Below are 22,698 nucleotides of genomic sequence, written 5' to 3' on the forward strand. Positions count from 1 at the left end.
ACCTAATATAGAAAAGTCATGGCCAGTAAGAGGTTGCTCTAAGCGCTTTAAGTAAAAGTGGCCATCATGTGAGTAGATCTTGTCCCCAATAATGGGATACCCCAAGTGTGCTAGCTGAGCACGAATTTGATGCTTTCTACCCGTAAACAGCTCGCACTCTATTAAAGCCTTGTTACCTTGGCGCTCCAGCACCTTAAAAGCTGTTTTACTTACTTTGGGCTTTAAATAACAATCACGTAGCTGCGAACCAACTACATACATTTGGCTACGAATTTCACTGCCTTTTTTTTCAGATAATTCACATTCAAAAGTCATCTGATTCCACTCCGGTAAACCTGCCACCCACGCATGATAGACTTTCTTAACAATGAGTTGCTCTAAACACTTTTTCCACTTTTTATCTGCAGCGCTATCTTTAGCCAGCAAAATCACACCCGATGTCTCTGTATCTAATCGATGTAGCAATTGCGCATTAACGAAAGGTGTTTCTCGACGCACAAGCGAGATCAACGTCTGGTATAAATTACGTGTCGTACGACTAACAGGAAGTAATGCGGGTTTATAAACTTTCAGCAACTCATCATTTTGCCAAAGCACTTGCCAGCGAGAATCTACGTCAGCTTCTTGATGGCCTCTCAAGTTGAGTGTCACTTTTTGACCAGAGATAAGTATTTGATCAGGATAAGCGACACGGCCATCAACACAGACCTGTTCATTTTCAAAAGCATGATCTAATTGATCAACATCGTGGCGTGCTAGACGTAAGGAGAGAAATGCTAATAGGTATTGTGGGAGTTCAGAAAAAACTATAAACGCTATACAGAAACCATCAACAGAATCATGCCCTGCTGATGGTCTAAGGTCATTTGCCGTCAAGGCATCTCCGGAGAGTGTTCAAAATTCTTCCCAAAAAAAGCGCGTAACGTAAACAAGCAAGTGGAGGTTAACCCCCACAGCAAACCCGTAACCACACCTAAATCAACAATACCCCGCCATGGTTGCTCTAACTGATGCACAAGCAGCACCATCACTATAATGCCCAGTGTTAAACTATAGGTGACTATCATTCGCTTACGCACAATGGAGAAAAAACCCATACAAAACAAAGGCGCCAGTAATAATCGTAGCGGAGACACGTTCTGAGAGAGGTAAAGGATTCGTGCCGCAACACGAGGAGACCACCCCTGTTGGAATCCACGGTAGCCTTCACTAAAGCCCATAAAAACAATACTTACTACCAACGCCAACCAATGATGCCATTCAAGGCTGTAATCAAAGGTTTGCCAACCTATCGCGCTTAATCGATAGATGGCACTACCCAGTAGCAAGCCGATTCCTGTGATTCCCCACAGAACAGCAATATACCCTAGCACTATCGTATCTCTTTCATTTAACCAGTAGAGGCGCTTATTGTACCCAACTCTGACAGATACTAAACAAAAAAACCGCCCATAATGGGCGGTAAGTGCACGTATCTTCAAACAAACATTACATCGCTATTATTCACATCAACGTTAATACCCGTTCAGCGAATCAATATACTCCGGTAGGAAGAGTGAAATTTGCGGTATATATGTGATCAGCATCAGGAAGCCTAACAACAGACATAACCATGGCAGACACGCTTTAATAACCCAGATCATGTTTTGTCCAGTGATACCCGCCGTTACAAAGAGATTAAGCCCAACAGGCGGCGTTAGCATGCCTATTTCCATGTTCACTACCATGATGATACCCAGGTGAATCGGATCAATTCCTAACTGTGTTGCTATGGGAAACAAGATCGGTGCCATGATCAATATAATGGCTGATGGCTCCATAAAGTTACCGGCAATCAGCAGCAAGATATTGACTACAATCAAGAAGCCCCACGCAGGTAAACCCCAGGCAATGATCGATTCAGCAATGGTGTGCGGAATACGCTCAGTGGTCAGTACATGAGCAAACAGCATGGCATTTGCAATAATGAACAACAGCATCAAGGATACTTTTGATGCATCCAATATGACTTTACGAACTTCAGGATCTGCAAATGATTTCGGAACAGCCACCAGCATCTGCACCGCGTTACGAACAGAAGCAGACACAACGCTTTCTCCTTCGTTCTGCCAAGCAATACCTTTCATCGGACCAATATCACGGTAACCAACTACCGCAATGAAATAACCGTAAACCGCAGCAACCGCCGCCGCTTCAGTCGGTGATGCAATACCTCCGTAAATAGAGCCCAACACGATGATAATCAACATCATGCCACCCAGCGCAATGATGCCTGAGCGAGCCAATTTCTTAAAACCTGGGAAAGGCTGAGAAGGCAAGCCTTTGATACGCGCTACTATGTAGATAGCGATCATCAAAATAAGTCCCATCATCAAGCCAGGAATAAACCCTGCCATAAACATCCGTGAAGCAGACACTTCCGTTGCTGCAGCATAAACCAACATGACAATTGAGGGAGGAATCAAGATGCCTAATGTTCCAGCATTCGCTATAACACCTGCAGCAAAAGACTGCGGATAGCCCGAGCGAACCATACCAGCAATACAGATAGTTCCGATTGCAGCCACCGTTGCAGGAGACGAACCTGAAACCGCCGCAAACAACATACACGCCATGACAGAGGCCATTGCTAGACCACCTTTGATATGGCCCACAGTATCCACAGCAAAGTTAATCAACCGCTTAGCCACACCACCGGTTGACAAGAACGCCGATGACAATACAAAGAACGGAATCGCTAACAGTGTGTAATGCTCTGATGTAGCTTCGAATAGCTTAAGCGCAATCGATGCAAGAGAATCATTTGAGAACATTAAAATAGTGGTAACAGACGATAGACCCAGCGCTATAGCAATCGGCATACCGATAAACATACAAAAGAATAGGGTGATAAAAAGAACCGCAATAGTCATGATTTATCTCCCTTATCTGTGTTTGAGTCTTTATTCTCAGGATCCCCTAGGGCGGTATCCTGCAAGTCTTTAGCAATTTCCATAGACTCTTCCGCTTCATCTGCAAAATGGAAACCATCAGCTTGACCAATGACAACTTTCCAACCGAGCTGCAGGAAACGAACAATCAATAAAACAAAGCCTATAATTAATATGCTCATCGGAATCCATTTAGGGATAGGAATATCTTCCATCTCGATACCGATCATTTTCATTTTGCTTAAATAAATCCAAGAGCCATAAACAAATAGGCAGCAATAGATCAAACAAAGCACAATTGCTAGCAGAGTAAAGAATCGATGCGTATTAGCCGGCAGCATTTTGACAAATACATCTACGCCAATATGCGCACCAACTTTCACACCATAAGAAGCACCAAACAGTACAAACCAAGCTGCCATCAGCAACGTAGCTTCTTGTGCCCAGTGAATGCCTGAATTGAACCCAAACCGAGCTACAACCTCTACAAATACGAGCAGGGTCATTGAAACCAGAAGCAAGGATAAGAACCCTTCTTCTAGCTGCGAAACTACTTTCTTAATCATCACAGCCACCATTTCGCCATTTATTTTTTCACGAGATAACATTTACAGGACAGCTCTACCTACACGGATATGAATACACAGGAGAAGCTCTCTTCTAAACAATACTCATTGAAGAAACAGACAGGCCATCAAGCCTGTCTGTAAACATCAATTTACTGGTTAGATGCTTCTGCAGCTTTAATCAAATCAGCACCAATTTCGTCTTCAAATTGCGTCCAAACAGGTTTCATTGCTTTAACCCATTGTTGACGCTCGGCATCAGTAAGGTTCACTACTTTTGAACGCTTAGAATCGATGATTTTTTGCTTATCTTGGCTCGCTTTTTCAGCCGCTATACCATTTCCGTATGTGATAGCATCATCCAATGCTTTTTTAAGCTCTTTTTGCAGATCTTTGTCCAAAGACATCCAGAATTCAGCTGAGGTCACCACTAAGTAGTCAAGAACACCGTGATTAGATTCTGTAATGAATGGCTGTACTTCAAAGAATTTTTTAGAGTAGATATTAGACCACGTATTTTCCTGACCATCGATTGCCTGAGTCTGCAATAAGGTAAACACTTCGGAGAAAGGTTTTTTCAATGGCACTGCATCTATCGCTTCAAACTGCGCTTGCAGTACATCAGACGTCATAATACGGAACTTTCTTCCGGCAGCATCAGCAGGCACTTTCAATGGGTTACTCGCAGATAACTGCTTCATACCATTATGAAGATAGCCTAAGCCAACAAGTCCTTTTTTATTTAAAGAACCTAACAACTTTTGACCATCCGCGCCTTTCTGAAAACGCTCTACCGCGGCCATATCTTTAAACAGGAAAGGCAAATCAAAAATTTGTAGTTTCTTAGTGTATTTTTGCAATTTGGATAAAGAAGGTGCTGCTAATTGAACATCACCCAGCAGCATCGCCTCTAACACCTTGTTATCACCGAAAAGCTGCGAGCTAGGAAATACATCGACTTCTACTTTACCGGCTAGGCGCTCATCTACTAATTCTTTGAACTTAAGCGCCATCTGGCCTTTGGGGGTGTTTTCAGCAACAACATGAGAAAATTTAATTTCGATCGGGGCAGCTACTGCAGCTTGAGCACCCAGTGCTAAAGCGATTGTAGTTACCGCAGCGGTCAATAAACGCATAGTGTATCTCCTACTTTTTGGTTTTATTCAGATTGTTTAGCGTTTTACTGGTGGCCACATAAACTCTGCCATCAGCGTCTACACTGGTATTGCAAGGACAGGGCCAACCATTATTTTGCATTTAAAAACAATTAGTTAACAAAAACAGAAAATAGAATCACTTCAAAATCGGCGTATAACCACCCAATAAAAAGCAGCATAAGTGGCGAGAATCCACACATTTAAAACGAGGTGATACGGGCAAGAGCCAGAAATTCCTACTATTCTTTGATTTATCTTCGCGACAAATATCTAAAGAATAACTACAGTTCGCCGTTGTTAAGTTTATATTAAGCGCTAAGAAGTCTTAAAACAGGAGACAGAAGTGAGCACCAGTAAAGGGATGTCTATTCAAACCAAAGTCAATTTATCACTCTTGGCTGTTTTCACGATTGTTCTTATCAGCAGCCTCACCGCAATATTCCAAAGCGAGAGAGGATTAAGCAAAGAGGTAGCACGCAAAACTACGCTGGCTACAGCAGACTCATATTTTGACAGCATAAATATACTGATGCTCAGCGGCGCTATGGCAAATAGCGCAACATTGCAGCAGAAAATCATTACTAACGAAGACCTAACAGAAGCCAGAATTATCCGTGGTGATGCCATCTCAAACGTCTACGGCCCTGGCGCTTCAGACTCCGGTATTCAAGATGAATTTGATAAAAGAGCCATGCAAGGTGAACATGTAATAGAAGAGATTGATGACGAGAAAGGCCACCGCCTTGTGGTTGTAACTCCGATGAAAGCATTAAGTGACTACAAGGGAACTAACTGTCTGTTGTGTCACCAAGTGACCGAAGGGGATATTATAGGCGCCGTTCGCGTCACCTATTCTTTTAAGAACTTAGATGCGACTGTTTTCAGCAACATCACAGCTATTGCTCTGGTTGAATTAGCGCTGTTTGCTGCGGGTATTATTCTCATTAGCCTTTTACTACGTCGCTTAGTTGTAACGCCTATTAACCGCATGAGCGATACCATCCATACAATTGAGAAAGAAGGTAATCTTAACCTTAGAATTGACGTTACCTCGAAAGATGAAATTGGCAACATGTCAGGCGCGTTCAACTCTATGTTAGAAAACTTCCATGATAGTTTACACCAAGTGAGTAACACAATTTTACAACTTGGCTCGTCTAGCCAACAGATAAACAATATTGCCGATCTCGCCTCACAAGCAGTCAATAACCAACATGTACAAACCACTTCCGTTGCGTCGGCAATGGAGCAAATGGATGAAGCGACTAGAAGTGTCGCTACTAACGCTGAGCATACCGTATCCGCATCTGATTTGGCGTTGCAAGAGGCCACTAACGGCACCGAAATAACGCAAGCGGCCTTACAAGAAATTGAAAGCCTTAAAGAAAACATGATCAAAGCAATGCACGTTATCCAACAGCTAAACGAACAAAGCCAGAACGTCGGCTCTGTCCTTGAAGTTATACAAAAAATTGCCGGTCAAACCAACTTACTGGCACTAAACGCAGCAATCGAAGCAGCTCGGGCTGGTGAACAAGGACGTGGATTTGCGGTGGTAGCCGATGAAGTAAGGACATTAGCCAGCCGTACCCACCAAGCAACAGAGGAAATTAATTCAATCATTATGCGTTTACAGCAAGATGCTGAAGGTGCGGTAACCGTCATGGATGTTGCGATGAGTAGCGCCGAATCCGGTGTGGAAAGTGTACAGAAAACGTCTAATGCATTGATAAATATTGCGGAAGAAGTCCGTGTGATTAACGACATGAATCATCAAGTAGCTACGGCTATTAAAGAACAATCTCAAATGGCAGCCAGTGTCGATTCAAGCGTGCAGGATATTAGCCAAAGTTCAAGTCGCACAGCGGACAGAGCATCGCAATTAACAGCTGTTGCATCAGAGCTAGGCTCTCTCGCCTCACAACTGGGCACTCTTGTTAGCCGATTTAAACTATAAATCAGCATAAGCAGCTTGCTTGATACTAACAACCTATCGCCCCTTGCCGAGAGCGATAGGTTTATTTTTAGACTTTGTAATCGTTTTTATCTAATCCATATTTACGCATTTTGTCATACAAAGTTTTACGCGGTAAACCCAAACTATTTAGCGTATCTTTAATTGAACCGCCATGCAGAGATAGCTCTGTTTGCAGTAATATTTTTTCAAATTGCTCAACTTGCTCTGGTAGAGTCATTTTACGTGATGCGGCACTATCGATAATGGGCCGGTTATCAAAATCAAACGTACAGCTTTCACCTAAAAGAACATACCTCTCCGCTAAATTACGTAGCTCTCTGATGTTTCCAGGCCAATCATGTGTCATCAAGCTATGCATCCTCTCTATTGTTAGAGGCGACACTTCCCGTCCATACTGGGTCGAGGCTAAGATCGAGAAATGCTGAAACAACAAAGGGAGATCGTCTAGACGATCTCTTAAAGGAGGTATATCAACGCGCACCACATTTAAACGATAGTAAAGATCTTCTCGAAACGAACCTCGCTCAGCTTGCTCTTTTAAGTCAACTTTACTTGCAGCTATCACTCGAATATCTAGCGTTATCACTTCATTTGAGCCTAAGCGCTCTATCGTTCTTTCTTCTAACACTCTTAACAATTTAACTTGCAAGGCTAAGGGCATACTCTCAATTTCATCTAGAAATACTGTGCCCCCGTTTGCATGCTCAAACTTACCAATACGTTTTGATTTAGCATCTGTGAAAGCGCCCTTTTCATGTCCAAACAGTTCACTCTCGATCAAACTTTCAGGCACTGCCCCACAGTTAATTGCTACAAAGTTTTTATCTCTTCGGTTACTATGCTCATGAATATAGCGGGCCATCAAATCTTTACCGGTGCCTGTTTCAGCCAGAACCAAAATATCAGCTGGCGTATCAGCGACGGTATGAACTAAGCGACGCAATTGCTTAATCGATGGCGTATTACCAATAATGCGTGGTCCAGGTGCGCTTTGCTCCTCAAGCTCCTGACGTAACCTGCGATTCTCTATAGTAAGCGCCCTTTTCTCCATAGCTCTGCGCACAATATCCACCAACAGCTCAGTCGAAAATGGCTTTTCTATAAAGTCATAAGCACCATTTCTCATCGCACTCACTGCCATAGAGATATCACCATGACCCGTAATCAAGATAACAGGAAGATCAGGATCAATCACATGAGCCCTTTCCATCAATTCCAACCCATCAATACCCGGCATATTGATATCGGTAACCATAACACCACACCACTCATCAGTGATCTGATCGAGCGCTTTTTCAGCACTCTCCAATGCAATGACAGAATAGCCGGCCAACTCTAATGTTTGCCCCGCTGACAGCCTAATGTGCTTTTCATCATCAACAAGAAGCACAGTATTACTAGGGTTAACGACACCTTGATGATTAGCACTTTGATTTACCTCTGTTGCCTGCATGCGTTTCTCGCTAAATTGATGTAAGTTGCTGATCAATACCCCGATGAGGATCTTTAGGCAAAGACAACCTAAATACAGCACCTCCTTGAGGATGGTTAGAAACGCTCAGGCCGCCTCCTAAGCTCTCAATAATACGATATGAAATAGACAAGCCCAATCCAAGCCCCTGACCCGCTTTTTTTGTTGTATAAAAAGGCTCAAACACCCTTATTAATTCATCTTCGGGAATACCCGGGCCATAGTCACGTATCTGTAGAACCTGCATGCTGTCATGCTGTGCTAATGTGATATCAATACTCTTATCCTCTAAGAGCTCCATCGCCTGAATAGCATTCCCAATCAGGTTCACCATGACTTGTTCTATACGTACAATATCACCCAAAACAAAACATGACTCGAGCCCGGCAGGCCAGCTAATAACTACTTTTTCACGGTTTAAACGACCATACATAATAGACATAGCACCATCTTTTACCGACTTCATACACACAACTTCGGCATGCCCGCTGGTTTTACGCGCAAACTCTTTGAGAGGATGAATGATTTTAGCCATACGCTCGGTGAGCTGGCTAATTTCTGATAAGTTGGTTTCTACAGGCTCTAATCGATCCAATTTCAAAAACTGCCGTGCATTATCAGCATAAGCACGAATGGCTGTCAGAGGCTGGTTTAATTCATGGTTAATACCGGCAGACATTTGCCCTAACACCGCCAGTTTAGCCGTTTGAATGAGCTCGTTTTGTGTATCTGTATGCAAATCCATCTCTTCTCTGAGCTTTGCGTTAGCGTAGGTTAAATCCGAAGTTCGTTCACGAACTCGGGACTCCAACTCAGTTTGAGAGTTTTGCAGCGCTAATTCATATTCTTTACGTTCGGTAATATCATGAACGGTCACAATAAAGCGTAATACATCACCACGCTGCATCTTCCCTATAGTAATTTCAATTGGAAAATACGTACCACTTTGTCGTTTACCAGAAGCCTCTATCATTAACTCTGGTGCTTCTGCGACGGATGTCTGGGTAATATGTTGCCAACAGACAGACCGGTCCTCTTGCGACAGAAACAAACTAAAGAACTGATGTTTTACATGCTCTTCATTGTATCCAAAGAGCTTTTCAGCGGTGCGGTTAAATGAATCAACTCGCCCTTCACTATCCAGCGTTATCAAACCCGCTTGTGTATTATCAATAATGTCACGTATACGAGATTCATTTTTCTCTAATGACTGCAGCTCTCTTTGCTTAAATCGAGCGCGCTCTTTTACAATACGTCGTCGGGCAATAACCACCATGACCAGCAGCACAACAGCAAGATAGATAAATGCAGCCAATATAACGGCATTCAATACTTGGCGCTGTACTGGCTTCATATTGGCTAATATAGAGACCGTAAAACCAGCACCACTTACGGTCGTGCTTTGCAATAAATACTCTCCGGTTTTTATACCGTCCAATGCAGAATTACGAATATCTCCGCTATCCACCAGCGTAATTAACTGACTTCCATCATCACGCTGTTTTCGGTTGATAATATCCAACGATGTTAAAGGGTACTCTCCGTAACGTAAGCTTTGGTAGATTCGCTGAACATCACGCTTAGACAAGGGCGTAAGCGTGTGGAACTTCCAATCCTTGCGCGTGGATATAAAAATAACACCATCATCATCACTAACAATTAAATCCGTAGAGGCATCATTCCAATCTGTTTCTATTTCATTTAAATCGATCTTGACGATAACAACACCAACAATTCTGCCTCGGTGCTCAACAGGGTAAGAGAAAAAATAACCCCGTTTTTTTGATGTAGTTCCCAGTGCGAAATAGCGCCCTGCTCGCCCTTGTATTGCATCTTGAAAATAAGGTCGAAAGCTAAAGTCTCTGCCCACAAAAGATGCATCATTACTCCAGTTGCTGGCCGAGACAGTAATACCTTTAGCATTCATCAAATAAGTATCTGATGCCCCAATCACATCATTCACTTGTTCAAGATATAAACTGGCTCGCATTTGCGCATCGCTACTTGGGTCATACAACAGCGTATTAATAAGCTCAGAGTGTGAAGACAACAATCGAGGAAGATCTTTATACCGATCAAGTGTCTGCTGTAGATTCAACATATACCGGTTCATATCAGCCAACGTTTTCTGCTGCAAATTATTCAGCGCTTGCTGGCGGCTCAAACTAGCAACCTGAACGAGTAACAAAATAAATATGCACGTCAGAGCTACCGCTACCCAAGGGCGATATGTTGAAAAATATCTTGCCAGAGTCGCACTCCTTCTAATAATTTAATGGCAAACTAAAGTATCTAAATGTGAAGTGGAAATTATCTACTGCTATGATTCTATAGGAAACATTTGTTTTTCACACGAAAGGAAGATTGCTCGGCAGCTGCACTAACTAACTCACACGGTCGCCTTCCTACCTTTACCAGCGCCAACGACAGAGAATTATTATGCTAAAACGTACTAAAATTGTAGCTACTTTAGGGCCCTCAACGGACCAACCCGGCGTATTAGAAGAGTTGATTCGCTCTGGCGTGAATGTAGTACGTTTGAATTTTTCACACGGCACAGCCAACGACCACCGCCGCAGAGCCGCGGAAGTTCGCGGCACTGCACGCAGAATTGGCAAAGTCGTTGCTGTTTTAGGTGATTTGCAAGGGCCAAAAATTCGCATTGCCAAATTTAAAACTGATCGTATCGAACTAAAAACAGGCGATCTATTCACACTAGACGGCGAATTACCCAGTACGGCGGGAAACCAGCACCAAGTCGGCTTAGATTACAAAGAGCTACCTAATGACTGCGGTCCAGGCGACATATTATTGCTAGATGATGGCCGCATGCAGTTAAAGGTACTGAAGGTTAATGGCTCAAAAGTTGAAACTGAGGTGCTGCTCAATGGCCCACTATCAAACAATAAAGGGATCAACAAACAAGGCGGTGGTTTATCGGCAGCTGCTCTCACGAATAAAGATAAACGTGACATTTTAGTAGCGGCCGAGCTCGATATGGATTATGTAGCGGTGTCGTTCCCACGCTCAGCAGCCGATATTGAAGAAGCACGAACATTACTGCTAGCCGCAGGTTGTCGCGCTGAAATCATTGCCAAAATAGAACGTGCGGAGACCGTTGCCGATGATGACATTCTTGATGCACTCATTCTCGCCAGTGATAGCGTCATGGTTGCTCGTGGTGATTTAGGCGTAGAAATAGGCGACGCGCAGCTAATAGGTGTGCAAAAACACATTATTAACCGCGCCCGTGAGCTAAACCGCACAGTAATTACAGCCACTCAAATGATGGAAACCATGATCAAAAGCCCTATGCCAACACGTGCAGAGGTTTTTGATGTTGCTAACGCGATACTCGATGGCACAGACGCCGTTATGTTATCGGCAGAAACCGCAGCAGGTGATTTTCCGGTTGCCGTTGTTAAATCTATGACCGAAATTTGCCAAGGCGCTGAACGCCACCAATCAGCACGCCCTGCCGTAACAAGCATCTCACAACAGGGCGACCGTATTGACGAAACCATAGCTCGCTCTGCAATGTACACCGCCAACCACTTGGTCGGCATCAAAGCTATTATTTGTTTAACTGAATCAGGCTCTACGCCACGCTGGATGTCACGTATTCGTTCAGGTTTACCGATTTATGCTCTAACACGCCATGATCGTACTATGCGCCGTATGGCACTTTATCGCGGTGTTGAAGCAATGCACTTTGACGCAACCGGCGTACCAGAGAACAGCCTAAACGACGAAATTCTTGCTGGCCTTAAGGCAAAAGAGTTACTGACAAGTGGCGACCTCATCATTCTCACCCGTGGCGCTAAACTTGGGGAGCACGGTGGCACCAACTCCATGCAGGTTTTACAGGTACCCTAGCCTTACTCTGTATAAAGAAAGGGGCAAAGACTCGTCCACCTTTCTTTATGTGTACTTTTACATCTTGATAGCACTTTATAAATATTATTTTTACCCAATAATAAATCAATCACCTAATTAACCGGACAACTTTATGACACTCGCTGCTCAAATCGCTCAGGAACTAGGCGTTCGCCCTCAACAGGTGGCCGCCACTATCACTTTACTGGACGAAGGGGCGACGGTGCCGTTCATTGCGCGTTACCGTAAAGAGATAACTGGCGCTTTAGATGATATTCAACTTCGACAATTAGCATTACGAGTAGACTATCTAAGAGTTTTGGAAAGCCGTAAACAAACCATTCTAAGCAGTATCGAAGAGCAGGGAAAACTAACTGCTGAGCTGAAAGCAACAATCACCTCAGCAGACACCAAAGTGCGTCTAGAGGACTTATACCTACCGTATCGCCCTAAACGCCGAACAAAAGCTCAGACAGCACGTGAGGCGGGGCTTGAGCCACTCGCCATGCAATTACTCAAAACGTCCTGTGATCCGATCCAGACGGCAAGCCAATATATTAACGTGGATAAAGAAATTCTTGATCAAGAGAGCGCACTAACAGGTGCACAACACATCTTGATCGAGCAATTTTCTGAACAGGCAGACTTACTCAATCGTCTGCGTAGCTGGCTATGGAGTAACGGCATCACTACCGTTAGTGTGGCACGAGGAAAAGCGTCGCAAGACAGCAAATTTCGTGACTATTACGACCACAAAGAACCTATTCGTAAAATGCCCTCCCACCGTGCATTGGCTATGTTTCGCGGTAATAAAGAAGGCGAGCTAAAAGTCGCCTTGCTCGTTGAATCCACCATGCAACAAGAGCCTACCAACATTATTAAGCAGTATGTAGGCACGCCTTCGGGAAATAGTCCTCGGGAGCGCTGGTTACAAGGTTGCGTGGAACAAACATGGACTCAGAAGCTGCACAAACAGATTGAAACCGACCTGCTTAAACGTTTACGTGAAGAAGCAGAAACAGAAGCAATCAATGTCTTCGCGCGCAACCTCAAAGATCTATTGCTCGCGGCACCAGCAGGCCCCAAAGTAACCATCGGTTTAGATCCAGGATTAAGAACAGGCACTAAAGCCGCGGTCGTTGATGCCACAGGAAAATTACTTGATCACTGCACCCTGTACCCACACGCTCCCCATAAGCGCTGGGATGAAGCGTTGAGCATGCTGGCAAAACTTGTCAGCAAGTATCAAGTGTCTCTTATCAGTATTGGTAACGGCACCGCTTCACGAGAGACGGAGCAGCTCGTAAAAGATCTGGATAAGCGTCACCCTGAACTAAACTTCACCTCAATTATGGTCAGCGAAGCCGGCGCATCCGTATACTCGGCATCAGAGCTTGCTAGCCGCGAGTTTCCTGATTTAGATGTCACCATTCGCGGTGCCGTGTCTATCGCACGCCGCTTGCAGGATCCACTCGCAGAGCTAGTGAAAATTGACCCAAAAGCTATTGGCGTCGGCCAATATCAACATGATGTAGACCAAAAACTACTAGCAGGTTCATTAGATAACGTGGTCGAAGACGGTGTAAACCATGTGGGAGTCGACCTGAACACAGCTTCTTGTGAACTTCTTGCCCAGGTTGCAGGATTAAATCGTACCACCGCCCAGAACATTATTGATTACCGTGATAAACAAGGCCGATTCACTGATCGAAAGCAATTACTGAAGGTTCCAAGGCTTGGTGCGAAAGCATTTGAACAATGTGCCGCTTTCCTTCGAATACGCGAAGGGAAGCAGCCATTAGATAATTCAGCAGTTCACCCTGAGTCATACTCTCTTGTGGATAAAATGGCCGCTACTTTGCGTTGCAAAACAACCGAACTAATTGGTAACGGAGGCCTAATCCAAACACTCACAACGCAACAGTTTGTAACTGATCAGTATGGCGAATATACAGTACGTGATGTTATTGCCGAGTTAGAGAAGCCAGGTAGAGACCCTAGACCAGAGTTCAAAACAGCACAATTTGCGGCGGGTATAGAAACCATGAAAGACCTGCACGTAGATATGCAACTTGAAGGTGTAATAACAAATGTGACTAACTTCGGTGCATTTGTCGATATAGGTGTACACCAAGACGGGCTTGTGCATATTTCACAATTATCAAATCAATTTGTAAAAGACCCGCACACACTGGTTAAAACAGGTGATATTGTACAAGTGAGAGTGACTGACGTGGATGAAACACGGCGTCGTATTGCGCTATCAATGAAGAGTCCAAATTCACCTGGAAAAGCAATCGCGGGTGACCGTCACGCTACCGTTAAACCTGTTCCCCAAAAACCTAAGACAACCAGCCATGCTCATAAAAGTACTCATTCGAACACAGGGCTTGCAGCCGGTTTAAAAGCAGCCGGGTTTAAAGTCAAATAATGCAACGCACTGTTTCTGTGCTTTATGAAGAGCAGTCTGGTTATAATGCTAACCATTTTATCATCTGAGAAGGGCTAGGCTTTGGCATCCGTTCTGAAAAAACAGCTTGAACAACTAGTGTCCAGCGGCAACGACATCCATCTTAAGGGCGTCTTGCATGGCATCGAAAAAGAAGGCTTACGTGTCGATAGCTCAGGTGAGTTATCTCAGACCGGACATCCTTTGGGACTGGGATCAGCATTGACCAACGGTGACATAACCACCGATTATTCAGAGTCTTTGTTAGAATTTATTACTCCCGTTTTTGAAACGCCCGAAGAAGCCCTAGGCTTGCTCGAGAACCTACACAAGTTCAGCTATCAGCACTTAGGTAACGAGTTAATTTGGGGCGGCAGTATGCCGTGTCATATTAAAAGTGAAGCAGACATCCCTATTGCCCGCTTTGGCTCTTCTAATGTTGGTCAGCTAAAGCATATTTACCGCGTCGGTCTTGAGCACCGATACGGCAAAATGATGCAAACCATTGCAGGCATTCACTATAATTTTTCGCTGCCTGATAGTTTTTGGCAAGCACTGCAAACGCAACAGGGTAATACTGAGTCACTGCAAGCGTTTCGTTCGGCATCCTACTTTAGGATGATTCGTAACTTTCGTCGTCACTCTTGGTTATTACTCTACCTATTTGGTGCATCTCCAGCATTGTGTGATTCTTTCTTGGAAGGAAAAAAGCACAATTTAGAGACGCTGCATGACCATACACTTTACTTACCTTACGCAACGTCACTGCGTATGAGTGATTTAGGCTATTCAAACAAAGCTCAGGCTTCGTTGAATATCTGCTTCAACCACTTAAATACTTACATCAGTTCATTGCACAGAGCTATTCATACTCCTTACGGTGCTTATGAAACAATCGGCACTAAAGTTGACGGGCACTACAAACAACTCAACACAAATATTTTGCAGATTGAAAATGAGTACTATAGCGATATCCGCCCAAAACGCGTGGCGGCTCCCGGCGAAAAACCATTGCATGCTTTACAGCAACGCGGCGTTGAGTATATCGAGGTACGCAACACAGATATCAACCCGTTCCTGCCAACGGGCATTGATAGCCAACAGGCTAAGTTTTTAGATGCGTTCCTGATTAGTTGCTTGCTCATGAGTGATGATGAAATCAGCGAAGTCGAATGCGATATGATTAGCGTTAATTTAGAGAAAGTCGTATCGCGTGGGCGCGAGCCTGAATTGGCACTTGAAACACTCAATGGTCCTGTCTCACTCATTAGCGCAGGCCACGAAGTGCTACAACAAGTGAAAATGACGGCTGACATGCTAAGTGATTTACATCGTGACGCATCCTATACACACTCAGTAGCAGCCCAACATGAGAAACTAATAGATGTATCTCTCACTCCGTCAGCACAGGTTCTAAAGGCCTTGAAAGACAGTGGCTTAAACCATACAGAGTGGTTACTAGAAAAAAGTGCCGAGCATCGTCAGACGTTTAATCAATCACCGTTACCTGCTGCCATTCAACAGAAACTTACCGAGAAAGTGAATGAGTCGTTAAGCTCTCAAGCAGAGATCGAAGCTGGCGACACGCTCAACTTCGATCAATATTTAGCAGAATATTTGGAAAGCTAACTATTACTGGATAACAAAGCTGGTGAAGAAGAGGTCGTTAACCATCCCCTCGCCCTCTTCTTCAACCAGCAATTTTTGTATCAACTGCAGTCCCTTCTTCGCTAAGACCTTTTGCGCTTCAACTGTGTCCAACTCAGCTTCAGTCTGGGCACTAAACAAAAATACCAAATCATTTCGAATATTTGCCATGTGATGGTTAATCGCATAGCTCGCCGCTTCAGAACCTACTTGAACCGTCACTTCGCACTTAAGAAACCGTATTTTTCCAGTGCCTCCGAAATTTGCTATGAAGGGTTTAAGTTCTACATATCCAACATAATCGGTTTCAACCGGCTTTTCTTCATCTGCTGCCCACGCGGTGGGCAACCACAAACTAAAAAAAACAATCGCGAAAAAACGTAGTAGCATAGCGTTAAGGCTCCCGTTGAGATAAATCAATTTTTGACAAGTATAACCGCCAATTTCCACTACGTCAGGCTTGATCGCTCTTGCACCGGAAAGTCGCTTAGGATTAATATTAAATTATATTCATGAATAAGGATTCAACCATGTTGGAAAAATGTCAAAGTGCCCACGAACGCTGGGGAGGTATCAGCGAGCTTATTGATCATTGGCTAGAAGACCGGCAAACATTGATCAGCACATTCGTTGCTTTACCAAATGTAGAGATTCGAGATATTGAAGAAAGTATCAAATCATTTTGCACGTCCATGATGGATTATTTGTCGTCAGGCCATTTTGAAGTGTACGAGAAGTTGCTTCATGAAGGGAGCGAATTTGACGATGGAGGCTTAGAGGAAGCACAAAAGATTTTTCCGCGCATTCAGCCTACGACTGACATGGCACTGGATTTTAATGATGGTTACGCCGCCTTTAAGAATCCTACGGTACAACAAATCAGAGAGTTCTCGTTCCAACTATCCAAGCTTGGCGAAAACCTAGAAGAAAGGTTTGCTCTAGAAGATCAACTCATAGAAATATTACATACATCGCATCGCGATACCGTCATGGACGAGGCATAAGAATGTTAAAACGATCACACAGGCTGCTACTCTTTCCCTTACTAGCGAGTGCACTAGCCGCGTGTGATAGCGCAAACTCTCCTTCTTCGGTGTACGAGTATACAACTCTCGGTGCTTATAGCGCTGATATATCCATAGATGGACAGTACGCAGTTATAGGGTCTCAAGAAGAAGGGGGCAGCCTTTGGGATATCAAAAAGAATGCTAGGCTTTTTGATTGGAATCATCGTAAAGGAGAACGCTCTATTATTGCCGAATCTGGCTTTTCTCCTGAAGCAGGTTTCGCAGTCACAGCTAACCAACAAGATCTTGTTTTGTGGCATACATTGACCGGTAAACCAGAATGGTTTTGGAGCTCTCCCGGTGAAATTTTAGACCTAGCGTTATCACCGCAAGGTGATTATGCATTATTGGGCTTAGGGAACCATGAAGCCGTCTATTTTGACATCAAGAATGGCGGTGTGAAGCGCACCTTACGCCATCAAGGCCGTGTGAGAGGCGTCGACTTAAGCGCTGACGCACTAACAGCACTCACCGGCTCAGATGATTACAAAACCACCGTGTGGAATTTACAAAGCGGTGAGCAATTACAGCAAATAACACTAGACAATATTATTGACGTAGTCGCACTAACCCCAAAAGGCGACAAAGCGTTTAGCGCTAGCAATTTAGACAAGGCTATTATCTGGGATACAAAAACAGGAGAAGTACAACAAACACTCTCTGGAACAGATGGGTTTTTCCCTAAACGCGTTAGTTACGTAGCCGCCCGTTTTTCTAATAGCGGGGAACAGCTTTTAACAGGCACAGCAGCCGGATTGATTCAGCTTTGGGATAGCAATACCGGTAAGGAATTAAATCGCTGGCGTGCTCACAAACGAGACCCGTACGGCCCAACCAGCACAAGTGTATATGCCGTTGGTTTTGGTTCTGGAGAATATTTTGCCATAGGTTCAAATGGTATTATGAATATTCTCAAATAAAAATGGCCGCTTTAGCGGCCATTTTTTTAAAGCATTACAATCACTATTGGGCCGGGTTCACTTCCAATAATTCAATATCAAATAACAGTGTTGCATTTGGGCCGATTGCATCACTCATTCCACCGGGTCCGTATGCTAACTCTGCAGGTATTGCCAACTTAGCTTTTCCGCCTTCTTTCATCAGTTGCAAACCTTCAGTCCAGCCAGGGATAACGCCATTTAGCGGAAATGAAACAGGCTCATTACGTGCAAAAGAACTGTCAAACTCAGTACCATCTAACAATGTACCGCGATAATGAACTTTAACAGTGTCTGCGACTGTTGGCTGCTTACCTGTACCGGCTTGTGTTTCTTCATATTGCAAGCCACTTTCAGTTACAGAAACACCTGATTTCTTAGCATTTTCAGCTAGAAACTTCTGACCCTTATCTAAATTTTCCTGCGCCAACTTAGCAACCTGTTGACGCTGTTCTTCCATTTTTCTCATTTGAAATGCTTGCATAGTTTCGCCAACTTGCTGCGAATCCATCAGCGGAGTAGTGCCTTGATAAACGGCTTTAATACCTTCCTGAAAAGCATCTAAATCCATCGTCTCAAGATCCAACTTAAGTTTTTCGCCCAACACTAAACCCAGACTATAACTTATTTTCTGATCATCAGTTTTCACTTCAAACGCTTGAGCCTGCGGCATTACAATAAAAGAACTTGCCACAGCGATGGCCAGTAATGTTTTTTTCATTCTGCTTTCCTTGTACCTGATATCATTCATATAAATATTTATTATAGCGTTAGTGCTTGATTAAACCGTAAAGTTCCGAGAGATTTAAGCCTTATCCTACTAATAAAATTTGCTGGCCAAACGAGGCTAGTAATTCTCGCTGCGTCGTTTTAATACAGACGCTTTTCGCAGAGGCCAGCTTCTCTATATTCTCAACGATTAAAACCTCAGAAGTCATTACTACTTGCGGCCAGTTTTCAGCAAGCTGATACAAATAAGCAAGCTCAACCTTTTCAGCTTCTAACTCTGCGTTGCGCATTGCATCATACAACATGGAAAGCTCCGACTCATCTCTTCGCAATTCTCTTAACTGATACCTAAGCGCTCTTAACGGGTGAGTCATACTCTTTTGCCAATAGTCTGCTTGGCTATGCCTCAATAGAGCAACATCAATAGATTTATGCTGCGTCGCTAACCAAGCAGCAAACAACAGGCGGTTGATATTCATCCCAAAATCATTTTGCAATGCCAAACAGCACTGCTCAATCTCAGAATGAGAATAAACTTTTAACGCAAATGCCCAAAGAGGATTTTGTAATTGCATAGCTATGGTAGAATCTCGCGACTATGATTCAGTTATCTAAACTCAGCTTACACCGTGGCACTCAATTTTTACTAGAGCAAGCCGATTTAACCATCTATCCCGGTTGGAAAGTAGGGATTATCGGCGCCAATGGCGTGGGTAAATCCAGCTTATTCAAACTCCTGTTAGGTGAACTTCAACCCGATGCTGGAGATTGCTACCTGCCTCCTCATCTCACTATTGCCCATATGGCACAGGAAGTCACTGCGATAAATCGTACAGTACTTGACTATGTGCTGGATGGAGACAAAGCCTTACGGCGCATTCAGCATGCGTTAGAGCAAGCTGAGGCCAATGGTGCAAACGAGCAACTCGGCGAACTACATGCCGAACTTGATGCCATTGAAGGCTATAGCGCCTCTGCACGCGGACAGCAGCTACTAGCCGGTTTAGGGTTTAGCAGTGCCGATATGCAAAAAGAGGTCAAAGCGCTTTCAGGGGGCTGGAGAATTCGTCTTAACCTAGCTCAAGCATTGATGTGCCGCTCTGATATCCTATTACTGGATGAACCGACCAACCATTTGGATCTCGACGCCACTATGTGGCTGGAACAATGGCTGAAAAATTATCCGGGTACATTATTACTGATATCTCATGACCGAGACTTCCTTGACCAAGTGGTCACGCACATAACCCATATGTACCAGCAACAGCTAATTATGTACAAAGGCCAATACAGTGCCTTTGAGCGTGCGAAAGCAGAACGCTTATCCCAACAACAAGCACAATACGAAAAGCAACAACAACGTATTGCTGAGATTGAGCAGTTTGTACGCCGCTTTAAAGCCAAAGCGTCTAAAGCTAAACAGGCACAGAGCCGGGTAAAAGAACTCGAGCGTATGGAGCAAATATCAGCTGCTCATATCGATAGCCCCTTTAGTTTTCACTTTTATAGCAGTGATAAAGTTTCCAACCCACTATTATCCATACGTGAAGCTGATTGTGGCTATGCAGGCAGCCCTGTTCTGAAGGATATATCCCTTACGTTAGTACCAGGATCACGCATCGGCTTACTGGGCCCTAATGGGGCTGGTAAATCTACATTAATTAAAACATTAGTCGGTGACCTCGCTCAACTCAGTGGTGAGCGCTACTCTGGGGAGCACTTACGTGTAGGTTATTTTGCTCAACATCAACTAGAGGCCTTGGACTTAGAGGCATCACCTCTACTTCATATTATGCGCTTATCTCCTCAAGCTACCGATCAAGAAGTCCGCAATTATCTTGGATCCTTCGGCTTTTTTGGTGATAGTGCGCTAGAGCCGGTAAAGCGCTTTTCGGGAGGCGAGAAGGCGCGCGTTGCACTCGCACTCATTGCGTGGCAAAAACCAAACCTTCTTTTACTCGATGAGCCTACTAACCATCTCGATTTAGAAGTCCGTCACGCTCTAACCGTCGCGATGCAAGGCTTTGAAGGCGCAGTGATTTTAGTTTCGCATGACCGCCATTTATTACGTAATACTGTTGATCAGTTTTTGCTGGTAGCCAATGGCACTGTCGAAGAATTCAACGGCGACCTAGACGATTACCAAAAATGGCTTACCGAACAGCGTCGCAATGAGCAACAGCAGAGCAATAGCGAAACGGAAGAGCGAGAAAACCGCTCTCTTTCAGCCACGGAACGAAAAGCACAAAAGCGAGAAGCAGCAGAGCTACGGAAAAAACTAAGCCCTATAAAGGTGCAAGTATCAAAACTAGAGAAGCAATTGGAAGCACTACAAGAAAAACTATCATCTACTGAAGAGCAACTCAGTGATAGCAGCTTGTATGAGACAGGAAACAAGGAGAAGCTCAAAGAGATACTGGCTACTCAAACACAACTCAAACAGCAAATTGATAACACTGAATCGACATGGATGGAGGCGTTAGAAAACTTAGAAACGCTTGAGCTAGCACTCGCGGCTGATTAATGGCCTGCGAGTGATTCTGAAAAGTCCTGCAGAATTTCACTATCACCCTGCATACGCTCGATCTCTTCTGTTACCTGAGCTTGAGTGAGACCAGTAATTGCTAGTACATCGGGGTTCAACTCTTTTTCAACAGGTCCGTCCGCCCACCCATTTTGGCGCAACGCATGATTTGCTATGTGAATTATCTGCGCATACGCATCAGCCTTAGGATTTAATGGGTCATTTAAATACCGGACGCCATTGTAAATTTCTTTAGGTAACGACCAGCTCTCCATAAGCCAAGCACCCACTTGCTCCCGTGTTACGTGCAAAATATGTTTTTCAATATAGTCTAAACGTAAATGCGGGTTAGCTTCGATATAACGCGATAGCAATGAGAAATGGGGGGGGAAAAGATGTGCTAGAACAACATAGCCAAAATTATGCAACAAACCCGCTAAATAAACCAAACCGGGCTTAGGACGCATATCACCTGGCATACGCTTAGCTAACCGCTCAGCCAATGTCGCCGTATATACAGCTTGCTGCCAATACGGCGTTTGGTTACGCGGCGTATCTTCAGGAAGTGTCAACGTTTTACCCATCGCTATGCCTAAAGCCAAATTAACAACAAGGTCAAAACCCAATACCCGAATAATGGCATCATCAATCGACTGAATACTACCGGGTGCAGCATAGTAAGGAGAAACAGACCAACTCATCACTTGAGCAGACAAACTAGGGTCGACCTTAACAACAGGCACTAGACGATCTACACCCGCTGCAGGGTCAGATCGCAACATAATAATTTTTTGTGTCGTGGGAGCTAAACTAGGCAGGCCAAGGGTGTCTTCCAGACGTTGACGTATTCTTAATGCGGTAAACCGCTCAACAGCATGAGTAATCACTGTTTCATCATCGCCTTTAGGTTGAACATTTTCAATATCTGAAACACTCAACCCCATACGTATAGAACGCATACTCGCAACATACCAAGAACGATCCGCCGTAAAACGCAAAGCACTATACGGCTCAATAACATCAAGGCTTTCTTGACTTTGAAGTGCGTCATCAACAAAAACAGGTAATGAAAATAGTTTTTGCTGCCCTGCGCTCGTTAACAGCTTACTTTGACTAAAGAAGCGTTTTACATCATCGCCTTTGACAGGTTGCAAGTGCCGTTCTGTCTCACGCCAGATACTCACTAAATTGAGCAGCTTCGCAGCGGGTAATAAAACCAGAACCTTACCAACATTGTCATGCAGCAGCACAAGCCGAGCACAACTGCTCTCTCCTGCATTACTGTCTAACGTATTTACACCTATAGCCAATGTGCTCACTCCAATCGAGACTTACCTACTCTAAATATCAGCAGCATGCGGTATAT

At 44.1% G+C, this 22,698-nt stretch carries 18 protein-coding genes; 7 read left to right on the forward strand and 11 right to left on the reverse strand.

The genetic code is table 11. The features are described from left to right. The 5 genes from QZZ55_RS13575 to QZZ55_RS13595 form a co-directional block, all read right to left on the reverse strand. Positions 1-876 (reverse strand): RluA family pseudouridine synthase (locus tag QZZ55_RS13575; RefSeq protein ID WP_293267874.1); only part of this gene is annotated, 876 nt, incomplete at its 3' end. Next, positions 873-1,373, reverse strand: coding sequence for a hypothetical protein (locus QZZ55_RS13580; RefSeq protein WP_293267875.1), 501 nt, complete (start codon positions 1,371-1,373; stop codon positions 873-875). The genes QZZ55_RS13575 and QZZ55_RS13580, both read right to left, overlap by 4 nt. Positions 1,374-1,514: 141 nt before the next feature. After that, complete coding sequence (locus tag QZZ55_RS13585) at positions 1,515-2,912, reverse strand: TRAP transporter large permease subunit (RefSeq protein ID WP_293267876.1); 1,398 nt, start codon at positions 2,910-2,912, stop codon at positions 1,515-1,517. Next, complete coding sequence (locus QZZ55_RS13590) at positions 2,909-3,538, reverse strand: TRAP transporter small permease (protein ID WP_293267877.1); 630 nt, start codon at positions 3,536-3,538, stop codon at positions 2,909-2,911. The genes QZZ55_RS13585 and QZZ55_RS13590 overlap by 4 nt, the downstream gene beginning before the upstream one ends. A 110-nt stretch (positions 3,539-3,648) precedes the next feature. Then, complete coding sequence (locus tag QZZ55_RS13595; protein ID WP_293267878.1) at positions 3,649-4,632, reverse strand: TRAP transporter substrate-binding protein; 984 nt, start codon at positions 4,630-4,632, stop codon at positions 3,649-3,651. Between the two features lie 364 nt (positions 4,633-4,996). Between QZZ55_RS13595 and QZZ55_RS13600 the strand changes: the two genes are divergently transcribed. Further along, on the forward strand, positions 4,997-6,610 hold the full coding sequence (locus QZZ55_RS13600) for a methyl-accepting chemotaxis protein (RefSeq protein ID WP_293267879.1): 1,614 nt from the start codon (positions 4,997-4,999) through the stop codon (positions 6,608-6,610). Between the two features lie 67 nt (positions 6,611-6,677). Here QZZ55_RS13600 and QZZ55_RS13605 read toward each other — a convergent pair whose 3' ends face one another. Together QZZ55_RS13605 and QZZ55_RS13610 are read right to left on the reverse strand one after the other, a co-directional pair. Further along, positions 6,678-8,084, reverse strand: coding sequence for a sigma-54 dependent transcriptional regulator (locus QZZ55_RS13605; protein WP_293267880.1), 1,407 nt, complete (start codon positions 8,082-8,084; stop codon positions 6,678-6,680). Positions 8,085-8,094: 10 nt separating this feature from the next. Next, the gene (locus tag QZZ55_RS13610; protein WP_293267881.1) at positions 8,095-10,266 is read right to left on the reverse strand and encodes an ATP-binding protein; all 2,172 of its coding nucleotides are present in this window, start codon (positions 10,264-10,266) and stop codon (positions 8,095-8,097) included. A 275-nt stretch (positions 10,267-10,541) separates the two neighbouring features. Between QZZ55_RS13610 and pyk the strand changes: the two genes are divergently transcribed. From pyk to gshA, 3 genes are all read left to right on the forward strand, one after another. After that, the gene (gene pyk, locus QZZ55_RS13615; protein WP_293267882.1) at positions 10,542-11,978 is read left to right on the forward strand and encodes a pyruvate kinase; all 1,437 of its coding nucleotides are present in this window, start codon (positions 10,542-10,544) and stop codon (positions 11,976-11,978) included. Between the two features lie 133 nt (positions 11,979-12,111). Further along, entirely contained in the window at positions 12,112-14,409 is a 2,298-nt protein-coding gene (locus tag QZZ55_RS13620) for a Tex family protein (protein WP_293267883.1), read from the forward strand. A gap of 81 nt (positions 14,410-14,490) precedes the next feature. Then, positions 14,491-16,056 carry a glutamate--cysteine ligase gene (gene gshA / locus QZZ55_RS13625; RefSeq protein WP_293267884.1) on the forward strand — a complete coding sequence of 522 codons (1,566 nt, stop codon included), beginning with the start codon at positions 14,491-14,493 and terminating at the stop codon, positions 16,054-16,056. Between the two features lie 3 nt (positions 16,057-16,059). On the opposite strand, the gene QZZ55_RS13630 is transcribed toward gshA, so the two are convergent. After that, positions 16,060-16,464: a flagellar basal body-associated FliL family protein gene (locus QZZ55_RS13630; RefSeq protein ID WP_293267885.1), complete on the reverse strand. Its 405-nt coding sequence runs from the start codon at positions 16,462-16,464 to the stop codon at positions 16,060-16,062. Between the two features lie 140 nt (positions 16,465-16,604). On the opposite strand from QZZ55_RS13630, the gene rsd reads away from it, so the two are divergent. Continuing rightward, entirely contained in the window at positions 16,605-17,078 is a 474-nt protein-coding gene (rsd, locus tag QZZ55_RS13635) for a sigma D regulator (RefSeq protein WP_293267886.1), read from the forward strand. 2 nt (positions 17,079-17,080) lie between these two features. Continuing rightward, positions 17,081-18,061: a hypothetical protein gene (locus tag QZZ55_RS13640; RefSeq protein ID WP_293267887.1), complete on the forward strand. Its 981-nt coding sequence runs from the start codon at positions 17,081-17,083 to the stop codon at positions 18,059-18,061. A gap of 43 nt (positions 18,062-18,104) precedes the next feature. On the opposite strand, the gene QZZ55_RS13645 is transcribed toward QZZ55_RS13640, so the two are convergent. Beyond that, positions 18,105-18,800, reverse strand: a complete 696-nt coding sequence (locus QZZ55_RS13645; protein WP_293267888.1) for an FKBP-type peptidyl-prolyl cis-trans isomerase — start codon at positions 18,798-18,800, stop codon at positions 18,105-18,107. A 91-nt stretch (positions 18,801-18,891) separates the two neighbouring features. Beyond that, positions 18,892-19,383, reverse strand: a complete 492-nt coding sequence (locus QZZ55_RS13650; protein ID WP_293267889.1) for a TIGR02444 family protein — start codon at positions 19,381-19,383, stop codon at positions 18,892-18,894. 23 nt (positions 19,384-19,406) lie between these two features. Between QZZ55_RS13650 and QZZ55_RS13655 the strand changes: the two genes are divergently transcribed. Continuing rightward, the gene (locus QZZ55_RS13655; protein WP_293267890.1) at positions 19,407-21,332 is read left to right on the forward strand and encodes an ATP-binding cassette domain-containing protein; all 1,926 of its coding nucleotides are present in this window, start codon (positions 19,407-19,409) and stop codon (positions 21,330-21,332) included. Here the strand turns inward: QZZ55_RS13655 and QZZ55_RS13660 are convergent. Next, positions 21,329-22,651, reverse strand: a complete 1,323-nt coding sequence (locus QZZ55_RS13660; RefSeq protein WP_293267891.1) for an HDOD domain-containing protein — start codon at positions 22,649-22,651, stop codon at positions 21,329-21,331. The genes QZZ55_RS13655 and QZZ55_RS13660 overlap by 4 nt on opposite strands. Positions 22,652-22,698 lie beyond the last annotated feature (47 nt).

This window comes from Neptunomonas sp., assembly GCF_016744175.1.
In the GTDB taxonomy this organism is placed as follows: Bacteria; Pseudomonadota; Gammaproteobacteria; order Pseudomonadales; family Balneatricaceae; genus Neptunomonas.

Bases quoted from the DNA above. Each gene is read 5' to 3' on its own strand.
- QZZ55_RS13585 (WP_293267876.1), bottom strand. From the start codon at position 2,912: ATGACTATTGCGGTTCTTTTTATCACCCTATTCTTTTGTATGTTTATC.
- QZZ55_RS13590 (WP_293267877.1), bottom strand. From the start codon at position 3,538: ATGTTATCTCGTGAAAAAATAAATGGCGAAATGGTGGCTGTGATGATT.
- QZZ55_RS13595 (WP_293267878.1), bottom strand. From the start codon at position 4,632: ATGCGTTTATTGACCGCTGCGGTAACTACAATCGCTTTAGCACTGGGT.
- QZZ55_RS13605 (WP_293267880.1), bottom strand. From the start codon at position 8,084: ATGCAGGCAACAGAGGTAAATCAAAGTGCTAATCATCAAGGTGTCGTT.
- pyk (WP_293267882.1), top strand. From the start codon at position 10,542: ATGCTAAAACGTACTAAAATTGTAGCTACTTTAGGGCCCTCAACGGAC.
- QZZ55_RS13620 (WP_293267883.1), top strand. From the start codon at position 12,112: ATGACACTCGCTGCTCAAATCGCTCAGGAACTAGGCGTTCGCCCTCAA.
- QZZ55_RS13630 (WP_293267885.1), bottom strand. From the start codon at position 16,464: ATGCTACTACGTTTTTTCGCGATTGTTTTTTTTAGTTTGTGGTTGCCC.
- rsd (WP_293267886.1), top strand. From the start codon at position 16,605: ATGTTGGAAAAATGTCAAAGTGCCCACGAACGCTGGGGAGGTATCAGC.
- QZZ55_RS13640 (WP_293267887.1), top strand. From the start codon at position 17,081: ATGTTAAAACGATCACACAGGCTGCTACTCTTTCCCTTACTAGCGAGT.
- QZZ55_RS13645 (WP_293267888.1), bottom strand. From the start codon at position 18,800: ATGAAAAAAACATTACTGGCCATCGCTGTGGCAAGTTCTTTTATTGTA.
- QZZ55_RS13650 (WP_293267889.1), bottom strand. From the start codon at position 19,383: ATGCAATTACAAAATCCTCTTTGGGCATTTGCGTTAAAAGTTTATTCT.
- QZZ55_RS13655 (WP_293267890.1), top strand. From the start codon at position 19,407: ATGATTCAGTTATCTAAACTCAGCTTACACCGTGGCACTCAATTTTTA.